We start from the raw sequence: 15856 nt of genomic DNA, 5'->3' as shown, positions 1-15856 counted from the left end.
AACGATGAAACCAATTCTCTTCACCCTTGCACTGTGGGTGTCCCTTGCAGGCCCAGCATGGGCCGCTGATGAACACGGACACGACCACGATGCTCCGGCCGCAGCAACGGGCGCTGCGTTGCCGCGATTTTCCGCAGTCTCAGAGGCTTTCGAACTCGTCGGCGTGGTCAACGGAAAGCAGTTGGCCATCTACCTTGACCGGTTCGAGGACAACAGTCCCGTGCCAGAGGCAAAGTTGGAGCTCGAGGTCGGCGGCAAGAAGTTGCCCGTCAGCGTGCATGCGCCCGGCGAGTACGAAGCGACTCTGCCAGAGGAGCTCAAGCCGGGCGTGACGCCCGTCACAGTCTCCCTTGAGGTCAAAGGCGAGACCGATATCTTGGCCGGCGAAATCGACATTCATGAGGAAGAGCACGCTGAAGGCGATGCCGCCGGCGGGTTGCGGTATGCGGGATGGGCCGCTGCCGCGCTCCTGGGCCTCGGAGTTGCAACGGTCATCGCGCGCAAGCGCGCGTCGCGCAGGGCGCTGGGAGGCTCAGCATGAACGCGCGCACACTTCTTCTCGCTGTCCTCCTGGGATTCACGTCCGTTTCTTGGGCTGGCGAAGGTCACAACCACGGCGAAGCTGCAGCGCCAGCCAATGGCAACGGCCCGCAGCGCCTACCTGATGGCAGCGTATTCCTGCCAAAGCCGGCACAGCACCAGCTGTCCGTGCGCACGACGGTGGCGAAGGCCGGCGAGCTCGGGAAAACCGTCGAACTCGCTGGACGCGTCGTCATGGACCCCAACGCCGGAGGCAAGGTGCAGTCCACCATCGCTGGTCGCATTGAGGCGCAGGGCGGTGGCTTGCCGTCGCTTGGCCAGTCCGTGCGCAAGGGACAGGTGCTCGCCTACGTGGTGGCGTCTGCCGCGCCGTTGGAGCGCTCAAACCAGGCAGCCCAGCTCGCGGAGCTTCGCGCCGCGCAGACGCTGGCAGCCAAGCGACTGGCCAGGTTGCGAGAGTTGAGCGACACCGTCCCGCGCAAGGAAATTGAGGCCGCGGAGTCAGAAGTGGCCAGCCTGGCAGGCCGTGCCACCGCCGTTTCGGGTGGTCTGGGCGCCCGCGAGGCACTGGTCGCCCCTTTGACGGGGGTCATCGCAGCGTCGAACGTCGCCCTCGGCCAGGTGGTCGACGCCCGCGAGCTCGTGTTCGAAATCGTCGACCCCACAAGGCTGGGAATCGAGGCGACCACCTATGACCCGGAGCTGCCCGCCAACATCGGTAACGCGTCGATGGCAGTGGGCAACGAAACGGTGCCGTTGCGATTCAGTGGTGCGGCTCGCAGCATGCGTGACCAAGCGCTGCCACTGAACTTCCGCGCGCAGGGCGCTGCCCTATCCCGACTGGCAGTTGGCCAGCCGGTGAAGGTGTTCGTCCACACCCGAGCGTTCGTACGCGGCTTCCCGCTGCCGTCGTCTGCGGTGATGAGGAACGCTTCCAACCAGAGCATCGTCTGGGTCAAGACGGCGCCAGAGAAGTTCGAGCCGCGCGTTGTGACAGTGGAGCCCCTGGATGGCGTGAATGTCGCTGTCACAAATGGCTTGAAGGTGGGGGACCGTGTTGCGACACAGGGCGCAACCCTCATCAATCAGGTTCGCTGAGAGGGCCACCGAATGTTCAAGTGGCTCCTGGCCAACAGCCTGTCGAACCGGCTGTTGGTACTCATTGCTAGTGCCGTGGTCATGGCCTATGGCGCCTGGACACTCGCACAGACACCGGTGGATGTGTTCCCGGACCTGAACAAACCCACCGTGACCATCATGACCGAGGCAGGTGGCATGGCGGCGGAGGAAGTCGAGCAGCTCATCACGTTTCCGCTGGAGACCACGATGAATGGGTTGCCGGGGGTGGAGACAGTGCGTTCCACGTCTTCGGCTGGCCTGTCCTTCCTCTATGTCACTTTCAGCTGGGACACGGAAATCTTTCGGGCCCGCCAGATGGTGTCGGAACGGCTCTCCTCGATGGAGGAGGGCATGCCCGAAGGCGTGATTCCTCGCATGGGGCCCATCAGCTCCATCATGGGTGAAATCATGCAAATCGCCATCCCGGTTGACACGGCCAAGGTGTCCCTGATGGATGTGCGTGAGTACGCCGATTGGACCCTTCGGCCGCGGCTCATGGCCATTCCAGGCGTGGCTCAGGTCATCCCGATTGGCGGAGAGGTGCGACAGTTCCAGGTGCAGCCGAACACGACCCGCATGTCGGAACTTGGCATCACCCACGAGCAGCTCGAAGCTGCCCTCAAGGGGTTCGCATCGAACACGTCTGGGGGCTTCCTTGAGCTCAGTGGGCGCGAGTTTCTCATTCGGCACCTGGGCAGGACCTCGCGACTGGACGACCTCCGAAATCTGGCGCTGACTGCGACCAAGACTGGGCAGCCGATTCTTCTGCGTCAGATTGCAGACGTGGCGTTTGCGCCGGCCATCAAACGGGGTGACGCAGGTTTCGAAGGCAAGCCGGCAATTATTCTGGGCATCCAAAAGCAGCCGACCGCCGACACGGTTGGACTCACCTTGGCGGTCGAGGAAGCGCTCACAGGGATGAAAGCGTCGTTGCCTCGTGGCATGGAGGCGCCACGGGTCACCTTCCGGCAAGCAAGCTTTATCGAAGCGTCCATCAGCAACCTGCAGATGAAGCTGATTGGAGCTTCCGTATTCGTCGCAGCCATCCTGTTCTTCTTCTTGGGAACGCTGCGCCCGACCGTCATTGCGCTGACGGCCATCCCAGTTTCGATTCTGATGACGGCCCTGGTGTTCAAGTACTTTGGGCTGTCAATCAACACCATGACCCTGGGCGGCTTGGCCATTGCCATCGGTGGCCTGGTGGACGACGCGGTGGTTGGTGTGGAGAACGTGTTGCGCCGGCTGAAGGAGGACCGCTCTAAGCACCCGGACCACCGCCTCAATCCAGTGGAACTGGTGGCGAAGGCGACGATGGAGGTGCGGTCGGCCATCCTGTACGCGACGGTCATCATCGTGCTGGTCTTCGTGCCGCTGTTCGCGCTACCAGGCATGGAGGGGCGGCTGTTCGTCCCTCTGGGAATCGCCTTCATTGTCTCGACGCTGGCCAGCCTGGTTGTGTCGGTCACGGTGACGCCGGTGCTCTCGTATTACCTGCTTCCGAGGATGAAGTCGCTTGACCACGGCGACACGAAGGTGCTGGCGTGGCTGAAGGCTCGCTATGCCACCAACCTGCAGAAGGTACTGACTCGGCCGAAGCTGCCGCTCGTAGCAGGCGCGGTTGCCGTCGCACTGGCCATGGTCGCGGTTCCGTTCTTCGCCAAGACGTTCCTGCCGCCCTTCAACGAAGGTACGTTGCTTATAGGAATGCGGCTGAACCCGGGCGTGACGCTGTCTGAGACGGCAGCGTTGGCTCGCCAAGCAGAGGTCCTGGTGAAGCAGGTCCCTGAGGTGACGCACGTAGGAAGGCGTAGCGGACGGGCAGAGTTGGACGAGCACGCCGAGGGGGTGCACGTGAGTGAGCTGGACGTGGGACTTAAACCTACCCACGAGCTGGAGCGCTCTATCGGGGAAATCAGCGCGGACATCCGCTCACGGCTGGTCAACATGCCGGCCGCCGTCTCCATCGGGCAACCCATCTCACACCGGATTGACCACATGCTTTCAGGCGTTCGGTCGCAAATCGCCATCAAGATTTTCGGCGAGGACCTGGACGTGCTGCGAGCGCAGGCTGACGCGCTGCGGGGCAAGCTCGCGGCAGTTCCCGGTGTGGCCGACCTCGAGATTGAAAAGCAGGTTCTTGCGCCGCAAATCAAGGTCACGCTGGATTACGCCGCGGCAGCTCAGTACGGCGTGCCGGCGCCTCAAGTGCTGCGCACGCTCGGCAACCTGGTGGAAGGGGAGAGGGTCACCCAAATCGTCGAAGGGGGACGCCGATTCGCGCTCGTGGTGAAGTTGCCGGAGACGGCGCGCTCGGCACACGGGCTGGGGCAAATTCTCATTGAGACGCCCAACGGCCGGATACCGCTTTCCAAGATTGCCACCATCGAGGAGAGCGACGGCCCGAACCAAATCAGCCGAGATGATGGCAAGCGCCGCATCGTGCTCTCCGCAAACGCGCAGGGCCGCGCGCTGTCGGACATCGTGGCGGACATGCGCCAGGTCGTCGCCCAGACGAAGCTACCTGAGGGCTACTTCATCACCCTGGGCGGTCAGTTCGAAGCGCAGGAGCAGGCCTCACGCTTGGTGGGGCTGCTGTCGCTTGTGTCCCTCACGCTGATGTTCGTGGTGCTCTACACCCGCTACCAGTCCGCGAAGCTGTCGCTTCTCATCATGGCGAACATCCCGCTCGCTCTCGTTGGTGCGGTAGTGGGCTTATGGTTTTCGGGGCAACCGCTCTCCGTGGCAGCGCTGGTGGGCTTCATCACCCTGGCGGGAATCTCGGTGCGCAACGGCATTCTGAAAGTCAGCCACTACATCAACTTGATGCGCTTCGAAGGCGAGAACTTCGACCACAAGATGATTGTTCGAGGGTCGCTGGAGCGGCTCGCGCCCGTGCTGATGACCGCACTCGTGACCGCGTTCGCGTTGGCGCCCCTCCTGTTCGAGGCGGAGCAACCCGGCACCGAAGTGCTGCACCCCGTCGCCGTTGTCATCTTCTCGGGCCTCATCAGCTCGACTCTGCTGGACACGTTCTTGACACCTGTCATGTTCTGGTTGTTTGGCCGCGAAGACGCCGAGCGCCTGATGGGTGACAAGGACGCGGAAGCACTTTGAACTGTTAACTGCAAAAGGAGCATTCATGAGAAAGACCGCAATCGTCTTCACCGTAGCCCTGGCCCTCTGTGGCGGCGCCGCATTGGCGCAAAAGGACGACCACAAACCTATGAACGGCGGCATCGTCAGTCATGGCAAGGAGGTCGACTACGAGCTCGTCGCCAAGCCCGATGTCATCCAGCTGTATCTGAGCGACCACGGCAAGAAGATGGACCATTCCAAGGCGAGCGCCAAGGTGACGCTCCTCGCCGGCAAGGAGAAGCAGGAGGTGACGCTCGCTCCTGCCGGTAACGACAAGTTGGAGGCCAAGGGCAGCTTCAAGGTCGCCGCAGGTACCAAGGTGGTCGCCGTGGTGTCGAACGGCGGCAAGTCTGTCGGCACCGCTCGCTTCGAAATCAAGTAAGCGCGACGATGGGCGCCGGGCACGACCATACGCACGGTCACAGCCACATGGCGGGCCCGAACGAGCGCTCGCTGATGATTGCGCTGGCCTTGACCACGACATTCCTGCTCGTCGAGGTGGTGGCCGGCGTCCTCACCCAGAGCCTGGCGCTCATCTCCGATGCGGCCCATATGTTCACCGACACGGCAGCCTTGGCAATTGCCTTGGCGGCCGTTCGGATGGGCAAGAGGGCTGCCGACGCGAAGCGCACCTTTGGGTATCACCGCTTCGAAATTCTGGCAGCGGCCTTCAACGCCATGCTTCTGTTCGGCGTGGCGGTCTACATCGGCATCGAGGCATACCTGCGCCTGAAGGCACCTCCGGAAGTGGAGTCCACCGGGATGCTGGTGGTTGCGCTGATTGGGATGGCCGTGAACCTGGTCAGCATGCGCATGCTGGCCAGCGGCAAGGACGCGAACCTGAACATGAAGGGCGCTTATCTGGAGGCCTGGAGCGACATGCTGGGCTCCCTGGGCGTTGTCATTGGTGCCTTGGTCATCAAGTTCACGGGGTGGCAGTGGGTCGATTCGGCGGTCGCGGTGCTCATCGCCTTGTGGGTTCTCCCCCGGACGTGGTCTCTGTTGCGCGCCAGCCTGAACATCCTCCTCGAGGGAGTTCCGGAAGGCATTGACCTAGCCAAGGTCAGGGAAGCGCTGCTCACAGTCCAAGGCGTCAGCAGCATCCATGACCTGCACGTCTGGGCACTCACCAGCGGAAAGGTGAGTCTGACCGTGCACGTAGTGAACGACCCCGCCGTTGACGCAGAGAGGCGAGTTCTCCCGGAGATTCGCCGGCGCCTCGCAGACCAGTTCGCCATCACGCACATCACCGTGCAGTGCGAACTGGAGCCCTGCCACCAGACCGACGAAGAGCACCACTTTACGGAAGTCGAGCCGGCCGAAGGCCGCGAGAGCCCCGGCGTTCACGACCGTTCTGGCCACAAGCACTGACCCACCTTTACCCGAACCGAAGGAAGCGTTATGAAAGTTGTTCGAACTCCTGCGTATCTCGCTGCTGTGATGGCGCTTGTCGCCCTGGCCGGATGCGCGAGCCCTCGGTACGAAGACAAATACGCCTGGAGCGAGGGCTGGCGGAAGGCTGAAGTTGTATCTGTCCAGAATGCTGCGGAATTGGAGCGGCCACGCTTCTACACCTGCGTGCGCAATGCAGGCGCAGAGCAACTGGCTACTACCAGCTTTGCGGTGGTCAAGTACAGGCAGGTTTCGCGAACGCGGCACTGGGCCGTACCCGTGGAGCCCGGCCACGCGCTGGCGGCCGGCCAAGCCGTGTACGTCAAGGTGGACGACTGCTCCACACAGCCGGTTGCTGCTGCCGGTGAGAGACTCCGTTAAGCGCGAAGCGCTCGCCGACCTGCCTCAGAAACGAGCCTTGGACCCGTGAGCGCGCCTTAAAGCGGAAAGGCGCTGCTCCAAGGTGGGTGGCGCCTCCCTGATTTTCTGGGCTGAGAGATGTGCGTGCAGCTCGCGGACGGATACAAACTTCGGCGTGAAGGTGCGCTCCTCCCGTGGCACGTTCGCGGCCCCCTGCAGGAGCCCCTGGGCTTCCAGCTGCAGGAAGTACACGTGCAACGCGGCCGCCGTCCAGGAGAACCCGTTGGCGCAACGCGACCCATCGTCCGCAGAGCAAAGCTCTGGCACCGCGCGGCGGCACCACCTCGCTGCGTCGTGGGCGGAAAACGCCCTCCGGCCGATGCAGAACTTGCTGAACACAAGAGGCTGCCATCGGTGCGGGCTGGCGCGGAACACGTGTTCAGGAGCTGAGGGCGCTGGCCGTTGGGTCAGGAAGTCTGGAAGAGAGATAGGGTTGATTCGCAGGGCTGCACAGGCGACGGCGACTCGCTCGAACCTGTTGCGCTCGCCCAGCCAGTCCGCAGCGTCCTCTTCATGGACCACCCAGCCACGAAGCTCGTGCAATGCACCTTTAGCCCACTCGAGGTGCTGCTGCGCCGTCTTCAGCTTCTGGGGCGCGTGGCGGGCATTCGGAACCGCGCGAATGTCAGCGCCGGCGCGCCACAAGGTGTTCCTCCACCGGTACCGTGCCAGCTCGAGCCGCTCCGCTTGACTCAGGAACGGGTTAGCCAGCCACTTCCACCGGTCCGGCTGCGTAAGCAGCGTCTCTAGTTGCGCCACGCTGACCCCGTCAGGCGGCAGGTCGGACACGTTGAACTCGGCTGCCCACGCGAATCTGCCGCGCAGCGTCGTCTGCTTATGGTCATCTACCGCGTGCGTGTACCTGACCTCGAGCGCTACGGCGGTGCCGGCATCAGTGACGAACGACACGTCCGGCTGGATGCTGCCCGTGCGCGCCTCGGTTCGAGCGGCCGTGTACCGGAAGCTCCGCTCGGGCAGCGCCACTGTCTTGGCCAGGCGCTTGCCGTCCGCATCAAGATGGATGAACGCCTGCACCTGGGGCACGACGAGGTCGCCGCGTTTGGCCAGTTCGTCGCGCACGAAGGCATGAAGCAGCGTCATCGGCTGCGGATTGCAGTTCGCGTCTTCGACGTGGTGCTGGAAGTGCCAAGCTTTCTGGCTGCCCATGTGGGCTTGCAGCTGACGGCCGCATTCGGGACACACGCAGCCGCACTGCAGCCCGCGGCGGGTGGACGGCTCCAGGTCCCTGACGTGCACCATGCGCCCGTCGAGCCGACCGTACGAGAAGCTCGCAGCCATCGGTTTCAGCGTCCAGTAGCCCACACGCCGCAGACGGAGCGTGGCGGGTGGTCGAGAGCGAATTGCGGCAGTTCGGATGCGCCAACGGTAAACATCGAGGCTTCCGCTGCCGGGCATGCGAGTTTGGCGAAGTCTGTCGTATTGGCCAAGGTCGAATGGAGCTTTGCAGCGACGTGCCCTGCACCGGCTCTCGTCACTTCGGCTCGCCTCCAGGAGCTCAGGATTCGTGCATTGTCCCCGGACTTTCCAGAACGGTTCGGTACTCGTCCTAAAGGGCATGCGCCTCTAGTCATTGGAGTCCTGCAGGTCGCCCGGGCTGCTCCGTTCTCCGTATCCCGGTATCGGGCCAAACAGATGCGGCAAGGCTTTGTGCGCGAGCTGGATGCTGGAGTGGTCCGGGTAGTGCCGCAGCAGCTCCTTGGCGTGCCCGCGCAGCCAACGGGGAACCCTTGGCGTCTCCAGTGGGTCCTGGAGGCGCCTGAGCAGCTCGTAGGTGTAAAGCAGCGCGCGCGTGCGCTCGGAAGGGACGGTCATTGCTCGTAGCTCCGAAGAAGGGCTTCCACTTCGTCTGTCACGTCCACGGCATGCTGGATGCGGTTGGCGTAGACCCATGTGCTCCACGCGACGAACGCGTCTGTGTTGAACCCGGGACCTACGCGCAGCTCATAAACCTGACCGCTGCGCGTCAGTGCCCGCCTAGTAACGGGGTCGAAGGCGACCACCGGGGACGAAACCTGCCCACTGCAGCCCTCCAGGCGGAAACCTACCAAGTGCCGTGTCCATGGAGCAGTGACCCCGTCGAAGGGGACCTCGTACACGCTCCAGGCGTCCAACGTCTTGGTCGGCGCCTGCGGGATGGGCTCAATCCGCCACGCCATGACGACCTTCCACCTTCGCTGCCGAAATAGCGGCGAAGACTTCCTGCGTCACGTCCCGCTCCTCGGTGATGCTGGCGATGCGCTTCCACCGGCGCCACACGTACTCTGCGTCTTGGCCAAGGCCGGGACGACCCCGCAGCCGGTAGACCCGACCGCTGCGGGTGACACACTGCGCGGTGGCAGGGTCGAAGGATTCGACGGGTGAACAGACCTGCCCTTGACCATCTTCGAGCGAATAGCCAGCCAAGTGGCGCGTCCACGGCCTTTCCAGGCCGTTCAAGGGTACTTCGAATACCGCCCACGACTCGAGGGTCACATTAGGGCGGAGTTCAACTGGAGCAATAGTCCAAACAGTCATGGTCACTTCCTGGGAGTATTGGCAGGGGGGAGCTCGGACGGAGGCAGCAGGTTGGCTAAGAGCGCGAGCCGCCGGCGCAGTTCGTCCTGCAAGTGCGGCGGGCTAATTCCCTCGTACGGGTCCGTCTGCAGGAAATGGGGTGCGGCCCAGTCCGGCCAGCCCTCCGGGTCATCGTCGAGGGCAAGCCAACTGCCCGGCCGCCGGCGTAGAACGTCGTCGGTCACCTGCTGTCCTCGCGGGAGAAGGGCGAATCCGTCTCTAGACATGCTGGAGTGGTACGTGGCCCCAATGACGCGTGCACGCAGGCCCCCAGTCAGCCGCTTTGCCGTACCTGCGCAGCCATATCGTCGAACCCAGGAGGTGCTGAGCACAATCCGCACTTGCGGGTGCGGAGCGAGCAACTCCTCGAGCAGCGCTGCGTGCTGGAACAGGACGTAGCGTTCGGGCGCGTGCAGGTACGCTCCGCGCCGAGGGTGCCACAGGCAGTTCTCGTGATGAAGAACGCCGTCCACGTCCATGTAGAGCACGGGCTCGCCACGGCCCTTCGGCGGCCTCACCTCGTGCCCCCTGCCAGCCACGCCGCTATAGCCGCGCGCACACGCGCATCAGAGATGCCGAAGAGCGGGTCGCACACGACGAGTGGGCCCGAGAAGTCCTCCGGGAACTCCGCGCATGAATCGTCGACTACCAAGTAGTCCGTGATTGCTGCATTCGAGTAGAGAAACCAGCGGATAGCCTCCGCCCGCGGACCGCGCGGCACCGCGCCGATAAACCTGGCGGCGAGAGGCCCGAGCAGCTTGCGCAGCTCTTCGTCCGTGTGGTCGTAGCGCCATGTGCTGTGGACCACGATGCGGACATCCGGCCAGGGGACCAACAGCGCGGCCAAGAGGGGCAGCCACTCGAAGAGGACCACACGCTCGCCCTCGGCGGCTACCTTGGTCAAAACTCCGTCAAAGTCCAGAAACAGTACGCGCATGCGACGCTCCCTTGCGCCTGGCGTGTCCAGGCTGCAATCGAAAGATTCAGGCAAAGCTGGTCCGCGGCTCTCGTGAGCCGTCGTCCGCGAGAAGTGGATGGCCTTAAAGCCGTGGGGTTGGCGTGGAGGTGGTCAGGCGGGGCACCTCCGGTACGTGCGGTCGTCGGACGCAGGCTGCGGCAGGCCGGTGCGGACCTGACCCACCAGCGGACGGGCGAAGAACCGCTTGGTCTGGGCGAGGCGGCCCACCACCCGCTCGACGTGGCCGGCCTCCTTCAAACGGGAGGGCAGGTCGCAGACAGAGGCGGTGGACGGCAGGCCCGCCACCTCGCACAGTTCGGGCATCGACGGGAAGGCGTGATGGCGCTTCCCGTCAGTGCGCAGCTTCTGCAAGTGCTGGATGTAGATGTGGGCCACCGTGTTTTCCGCGATGAATGCTTGTTGGTTGCGGTAACTGTATGGATAACCAGCCACGCCCGCAAGGCAAATGCGGGAACACCCTTGCACTTCAATCAGGCAAGCGAATAGCTCGCATCGTTTTCTCAATGGCCGCTGCGCAATCCTTGCAGAAGTGCCGGTCAACGATGCTGGCTCCAGCTGACCACAAGCACCGCTGTCCTGGGTTGCAGTCCCTACGCAGCGTGACCACACCACGGCTGATAGGTCCCGTAGGCCACGGACTCGGACCCCGCCGCGCGAAGCCTGAGCCCATGGCAAAGGCGCACATGCGGGCCGCCGTGGTGCCCCGCTCCATCAGTTCGACGCGAGCTCCGTCGTGCCGAAGCGTTCAGTCTTTGCATACCCACGCACACGCTTCGTTCGGACCTGCGTCACGCACACAGATTGAGCCACGCTGCTGGCATCGCAGCGCTCATTGGCGCGGACATGGTGACTTCACGGGCAAAAGACGCCAAGTCTTCAACAACGTTCTTGCTATTGGCGTGTCCCCGGACCAACGTGCTGCCCGTAGCAGCTTCGTACAGCTTGACGACCGCGTACTGGGTGTCCGAGTGGGAACTGCGCAGTTCGCCCGTAATGAGATGCCCCCACTGCGGGTCCTCGCAAATAAAGTTCAGGGCTCGGGCGACCTCCTCCTTATAGCTGCTCGCAGAGTCATAAAAGTCTGACGGCGAAATCCGGCCTGCAAGCATCAGCACTTGCAGGCGGGAGATGCCGAGATAGGTTGCGCAATCCTGCGAAAACTTATCGCTGATGGAGCTCACGTTGCGCAGGCCACTGCGCAATTGGTTGATGTAACCGTAGCCCACACCCACGTGAGCCGCCATTTCGTTAAGGGTCTCCTGTCGCTCTGCTGCACATGCGACTAGCGCTCCCGTCAGCAGTCCGCCAGGTCGGGTGCATTCCTCCTCATGGACTCGCCCACTCCAGGGCTTCTTGACTTCAGGTTGGGCGGTGTTGCGGTTCTTCTTCATTACTTTCCTTGTGCCAGCGAATCGCTGGAGCAGCTGAGATTCCGGCGTGCACGGTGCGGTGCCCGCTGCCAAATGGCGGGCATAGCGCAGCGCTCCTGGCGATGCCGGAGATGTACTAGATGCTTGGGGGGCGACCTGCTTAGGTCGGTTGCGTCGGATTGCTATCCGGACTTGGTGCGGCTTTCTTGTTCTAGCCGTCTATAACAGACTCAAGGTGAGGTCTGGTCGAAGCTCTCATTATAGGCGGACAGCCGCTACGTGACAACTGGCTGCTTCGAGAAAGCCAGTGCTCGAATTCGCAGCCGCGAACTTGCTTCGGCAATGAAAAAGCCGCCCCCTTTGGAGGGTGCGGCTTGAGAAGATGTTCTCGAGAATCTAGTTCACAAAGGCACTTGAGGGTGCCGAGGGACTGTCGAAGAAACCGCCAGTGAGCTCGCAATGCATTTCGAACACAGTGCCGCCACTGTTTATCCAAGGCTGGCAGAGCAGAACGGGGTTGGAAATCAAGTACGTCCTCGCGCTCTGGGCGAGCGACATGAAGCCGCGAGTGTCTTGCAGACCAGCGGCAAGCAGGCACTCCAAGATGCAATCCACACCCAGGAGGTCTTCCGCACTGTGGATTTCGATGCAACTCGGTTCAAACGCAAGTTCCGAAAGCTTCTCGGGCGGCCTGTGCAACTCGGGGCGGAAATCGACCAGTTCCATCTGGTTCTCTATGCAACGGGCAAGACCTAGCAGGCTGTCCCGGCTGGAGTCTAGTTGCGACAAAGGTTCAACTTTCTTGTTCATTAGGGGGCCTCTCCATCATGTTGTGACCTGCTACGTATAGCGATTTCCCCAATCGTTCTTTCGACCGAGGAGAGTAATTGCTTTAAGGGTCTAAACTGAGCAGCTGAGGGGCTCCGCGAGGGCACTGGTGGGTCCCACGCTTTGAGCGGTATCGTGCGCGAGCATCTGGGTGATGCCTAAATCGTGCTTGGTTACGCGGTAGAACAACGACCAGGAGAACTGCATGTCGGGTGGAGGAGGCGGTGGCTATAGCCGTGGCGGTCGTGAGCAATACACTCCGCCGCAGTGCGAAGACATTTCATTCGACGCGCAACTAACGAGCCCGAACCCTGCTCTGGTTCCCGGTCTGCGCGTCGCAGAGGTTCTGGACGTGTCGGTTGCCACCACCGGCGGCCGCCGGGTTGTCCAGGTCACCAAAGGCGGGCAGCTACTTGGCGGCTTGGTCGGGCCCGACGCAAGTCGTATCCGAGATTGCATGGACAACGGTCACCAATACAAGGCCACGGTTCTCAACGTAAATAGCGGTCAGGTGCTCGTGCGGGTGGAGCACGTCTGATGGCCATTGAAGTTGTCGGCGGGGTCTACCGGGAGCGGTGCTTACGTCCCAGTTGGGACCAGGTGTATGGGTCCGCGGGACGGGCGGCAGAAGCCATCGCCACCATGGGTACACCCGTCGTACTTCACTCGTTCCTGACTGACGATGCCAGGGAGGCCTTCGAGGACCGAGGAGCGCTACTTGGAACCTTGAGCGTGAAGGGGCCCCGGACCGATGAGCTCGTTAGGTTCGTTTACATGCACGACCTAGCAGTGCCCCGAATCTACGATGCTCCCAAGCAAGGACGGGGCGTTCTCGAAGTCAGCGCAGAAAAGGCAGTCCGCTTCGGCATGCTTGATGGGGATGCGAAGGTTCACGCGAAGTGGGCGGTCTACGACCCCCAGAACATCAGGGAAGGCCGTCCTTTCGCAGAAAACGGCTCAACGGCTGAGCGTCTGGCTCTGGTCATGAACTCGTTTGAGGCAGCGCACATGGCGGGCATGCATGGCGCGCACCCGTCCCGCAGTGCACCTGCTTTGGCGGCAGAGCAGAATGCAGAAGTGGTCGTGGTCAAGATGGGCGCTCAGGGGGCGTATGTCTGGACGGCTAGCGAGCAGAGACAGGTGCCTGCATACCGAACGAAGCGTGTCTGGAAAATCGGGTCGGGTGATTGCTTTGTCGGCCATTTTGCGAACGCCTGGATGGAGGGTGGTCTTCGTCCTTGGGAGGCTGCAGATATTGCGTCGCGTGCCACGGCCTACTACTGCGAGACTCAGGGGTTTCCTACCGCGGAGCACCTGGCAAACCACGGCACGAAGCCAGTTTCAGTGTCCGAAGCGTACCGTAGCGGAGAGCCAAGACAGGTGTATCTCGCCGGTCCCTTTTTTGACCTGATGCAGCAGTGGCTGGTCGAGCAGGCCGTCATCAATCTTGAGGACATGGGCTTGAAGGTCTTTTCACCTTTGCACGACGTGGGGCTGAAAGGGGATAGAAGCACCATCGCCCAAAAGGACCTCCAAGCCTTGAGAGACTCGCAGGTGATGTTCGCCATCGCGGATGGGGTCGACCCTGGTACCGTGTTCGAAGTTGGCTATGCCCGTGCATTGAACAAGCCCGTAGTCGTTTACAGCGAGCGGCACCAAGGCCAAGAGAGCCTAACAATGCTGGAGGGTTCGGGCTGCGTCATGTGCACCAACTACGCGACGGCCATCTACTCGACGCTTTGGGAGGCGGCGGCCCTTTGATAACTGCATTGCTTCTGTCCGGAGGCATGGATTCTGTGGCTGTTGCTTGGTGGAAGCGTCCACAGGTGGCGCTCACGGTTGACTACGGACAAAACGCTGCTCAAGCGGAGAAAACGGCGGCTGCCCAGGTCTGCCGGGAGCTGGGCATCGAGCACCATGTCATCCAGGTTGACTGCCGTAGCCTGGGCGCCGGCGACATGTCGGGCTCCGCTGCAAATCCCGTCGCCCAAACCACGGAGTGGTGGCCCTACCGAAATCAGTTACTCGTTACCCTGGCGTGTATGCGCGCAGTAAGCTGCGGCGTCAACATGCTGTACTTGGGAACCGTCCAGGGGGACGGAAGCCGCCATCGGGACGGATTGCCGGAGTTCTTTCAGCGCATGGACGGACTTGTCGCGTTCCAAGAAGGTGGGCTCCGTGTGCAGGCGCCTGCCATCAGGTTCACCACCGCGCAACTCATTCGACAAACTGGAGTGCCGCCAGGCTTGCTGGCTTGGTCCCATAGCTGTCACCGCGGCAACGTGGCGTGCGGCGACTGCCCCGGGTGCAGCAAACACTTCAGTACGTACGACGAGTTGGGGTCGCAATACCGCTCTGGGTAAGCGGCCGTCCGCGTTTGCGGGCTATACGAATGTCAGTTCCGTTTGACTCTTTTGGCGTGGCGTCTTGCTCTGCTTGCCTCGGGGTGGCTCTGACAAGTACTCCAACAAATGCCTTACCGTCAGCGGCGAAGAGGCCATCTCAGACCATATGACCGCGTCGAGCTCAGAGGCCCTCACGTCAATGTTCTGGGCGAGGCGGACAAACAACTCCTCCAGCTCAAAGTAGTGCTTCTCGACCGTCATCTTGCGCGGAAAGAGGCCGATTGCTTGCCCGACACGCATGATATGGATGTCGAGAATTGCAACGTCATCGGCGCCGAGCCAGTTTCGAGCAATGAAAGCCGCCGTCTTCGGCCCGACGCCAGGCAATTGAAGGAGCCAATTGCGCAGGTCCTTGCCCGAATCGAAATGAGGAGCTTCGTGGGCAAGTGGCAGCGCCGCAGCGAGGTACCGTGCTTTTTGGGCGGCGAATCTGTAGTGCACGGTTCGACCTTGCACGAGCATCGGCTCTTTGAGCCAAGCCTCCAAGCGCGCCTGCGTGGGAATCGGACCGGAAAACGCGCCCTTCCCACGCAAATGCTCGAAGGCCGCCATGCAGACGGTAGCCGGCATACCATGGCCGCCCAGCAGGCAAGCGGCTACTTCTTCCAGCAACGAGCGGCCTAGCCGGAACTCGGCCGGGCGACCAGTCAGCCTGCGGAAGAGCACTTGATACACCCAGTACGCCGGCGTGGGAAAAGCATCCACAGCACCCCACTCGACGCCTGGCAGCACCTCGACAATAGGAGGCGGCAACTGCAGCTGGATGCTGCCGTTCCGCGTGAGGATTGCGGCCGTCTGTGGTCGCAGGGCAATTTCGTTCTTCATGCGAAGTGTAAGAACAGAGGCCTAGGTGCGCTTCGAGCGAGGGAGGCCCGAAGTGTCTCAGTGTTGGGGCGCGTGAGCAATGGTTCGCATCCGCGCGGCGCAGCCTTCGGTCAGAAAGCCCGCGCGCCATTCCGACGCATGGCCCAGACGATTCGGCTTGATTTGGTGGATGCTCCAAGACCTGCCTCAAGTCGGCTCCGCGAGGGGGCGGGGCACACCTCCCGTCGGAGCCGCTTCGCGAGGAGCGGGCACTCGTCGCGGAGAACAGC

At 62.5% G+C, this 15856-nt stretch carries 17 protein-coding genes; 8 read left to right on the top strand and 9 right to left on the bottom strand.

The genetic code is table 11. The features are described from left to right. Positions 1 to 4 precede the first annotated feature (4 nt). Genes RAMLITH_RS22930 through RAMLITH_RS22910 form a run of 5 tightly spaced genes read left to right on the top strand, consistent with a single transcriptional unit; the run spans position 5 to position 6165 of the window. Positions 5 to 541: a hypothetical protein gene (locus tag RAMLITH_RS22930; protein WP_168109780.1), complete on the top strand. Its 537-nt coding sequence runs from the start codon at positions 5 to 7 to the stop codon at positions 539 to 541. After that, positions 538 to 1638 carry an efflux RND transporter periplasmic adaptor subunit gene (locus RAMLITH_RS22925; RefSeq protein ID WP_168109779.1) on the top strand — a complete coding sequence of 367 codons (1101 nt, stop codon included), beginning with the start codon at positions 538 to 540 and terminating at the stop codon, positions 1636 to 1638. Before RAMLITH_RS22930 ends, RAMLITH_RS22925 begins: the two co-directional genes overlap by 4 nt. 12 nt (positions 1639 to 1650) lie before the next feature. Next, entirely contained in the window at positions 1651 to 4773 is a 3123-nt protein-coding gene (locus RAMLITH_RS22920) for an efflux RND transporter permease subunit (RefSeq protein ID WP_168109778.1), read from the top strand. A 25-nt stretch (positions 4774 to 4798) separates the two neighbouring features. After that, positions 4799 to 5176, top strand: a complete 378-nt coding sequence (locus RAMLITH_RS22915; protein WP_168109777.1) for a hypothetical protein — start codon at positions 4799 to 4801, stop codon at positions 5174 to 5176. A gap of 8 nt (positions 5177 to 5184) precedes the next feature. Continuing rightward, on the top strand, positions 5185 to 6165 hold the full coding sequence (locus RAMLITH_RS22910; protein WP_168109776.1) for a cation diffusion facilitator family transporter: 981 nt from the start codon (positions 5185 to 5187) through the stop codon (positions 6163 to 6165). Between the two features lie 426 nt (positions 6166 to 6591). Here the strand turns inward: RAMLITH_RS22910 and RAMLITH_RS22905 are convergent, their stop codons facing one another. The 8 genes from RAMLITH_RS22905 to RAMLITH_RS22870 all read right to left on the bottom strand — a co-directional run bounded on the left by RAMLITH_RS22905 (position 6592) and on the right by RAMLITH_RS22870 (position 12339). Continuing rightward, positions 6592 to 7905 carry a competence protein CoiA family protein gene (locus RAMLITH_RS22905; RefSeq protein ID WP_168109775.1) on the bottom strand — a complete coding sequence of 438 codons (1314 nt, stop codon included), beginning with the start codon at positions 7903 to 7905 and terminating at the stop codon, positions 6592 to 6594. 285 nt (positions 7906 to 8190) lie between these two features. Beyond that, positions 8191 to 8439 (bottom strand): BPSL0761 family protein, encoded by a 249-nt coding sequence (locus RAMLITH_RS22900; protein ID WP_168109774.1) that lies wholly within the window; start codon positions 8437 to 8439, stop codon positions 8191 to 8193. Positions 8440 to 8766: 327 nt separating this feature from the next. Next, entirely contained in the window at positions 8767 to 9063 is a 297-nt protein-coding gene (locus RAMLITH_RS22895; protein ID WP_168109773.1) for a hypothetical protein, read from the bottom strand. Positions 9064 to 9143: 80 nt separating this feature from the next. Beyond that, positions 9144 to 9659: an HAD domain-containing protein gene (locus RAMLITH_RS22890; RefSeq protein WP_168109825.1), complete on the bottom strand. Its 516-nt coding sequence runs from the start codon at positions 9657 to 9659 to the stop codon at positions 9144 to 9146. Positions 9660 to 9694: 35 nt separating this feature from the next. Continuing rightward, positions 9695 to 10117 (bottom strand): HAD domain-containing protein, encoded by a 423-nt coding sequence (locus tag RAMLITH_RS22885; RefSeq protein ID WP_168109772.1) that lies wholly within the window; start codon positions 10115 to 10117, stop codon positions 9695 to 9697. Between the two features lie 132 nt (positions 10118 to 10249). Next, positions 10250 to 10591, bottom strand: coding sequence for a LexA family transcriptional regulator (locus RAMLITH_RS22880; RefSeq protein ID WP_168109771.1), 342 nt, complete (start codon positions 10589 to 10591; stop codon positions 10250 to 10252). 356 nt (positions 10592 to 10947) lie between these two features. After that, positions 10948 to 11550, bottom strand: a complete 603-nt coding sequence (locus RAMLITH_RS22875; protein WP_168109770.1) for a DNA-binding protein — start codon at positions 11548 to 11550, stop codon at positions 10948 to 10950. Between the two features lie 375 nt (positions 11551 to 11925). Beyond that, positions 11926 to 12339, bottom strand: a complete 414-nt coding sequence (locus RAMLITH_RS22870) for a hypothetical protein (RefSeq protein WP_168109769.1) — start codon at positions 12337 to 12339, stop codon at positions 11926 to 11928. 223 nt (positions 12340 to 12562) lie between these two features. Between RAMLITH_RS22870 and RAMLITH_RS22865 the strand changes: the two genes are divergently transcribed. From RAMLITH_RS22865 to RAMLITH_RS22855, 3 genes are all read left to right on the top strand, one after another. Further along, the gene (locus RAMLITH_RS22865; RefSeq protein ID WP_168109768.1) at positions 12563 to 12895 is read left to right on the top strand and encodes a hypothetical protein; all 333 of its coding nucleotides are present in this window, start codon (positions 12563 to 12565) and stop codon (positions 12893 to 12895) included. A 236-nt stretch (positions 12896 to 13131) separates the two neighbouring features. Further along, positions 13132 to 14118 (top strand): PfkB family carbohydrate kinase, encoded by a 987-nt coding sequence (locus RAMLITH_RS22860; protein ID WP_202883319.1) that lies wholly within the window; start codon positions 13132 to 13134, stop codon positions 14116 to 14118. Then, entirely contained in the window at positions 14061 to 14720 is a 660-nt protein-coding gene (locus RAMLITH_RS22855) for a 7-cyano-7-deazaguanine synthase (protein ID WP_337786198.1), read from the top strand. Before RAMLITH_RS22860 ends, RAMLITH_RS22855 begins: the two co-directional genes overlap by 58 nt. A gap of 21 nt (positions 14721 to 14741) precedes the next feature. On the opposite strand, the gene RAMLITH_RS22850 is transcribed toward RAMLITH_RS22855, so the two are convergent. Then, entirely contained in the window at positions 14742 to 15587 is an 846-nt protein-coding gene (locus RAMLITH_RS22850; RefSeq protein WP_202883318.1) for an 8-oxoguanine DNA glycosylase, read from the bottom strand. Between the last annotated feature and the right edge of the window lie 269 nt (positions 15588 to 15856).

This window comes from Ramlibacter lithotrophicus (assembly GCF_012184415.1).
In the GTDB taxonomy this organism is placed as follows: domain Bacteria; phylum Pseudomonadota; class Gammaproteobacteria; order Burkholderiales; family Burkholderiaceae_C; genus Ramlibacter; species Ramlibacter lithotrophicus.
Note: the sequence above shows the minus strand (reverse complement) of the source record. Positions and strands in the feature narration are given on the sequence as shown.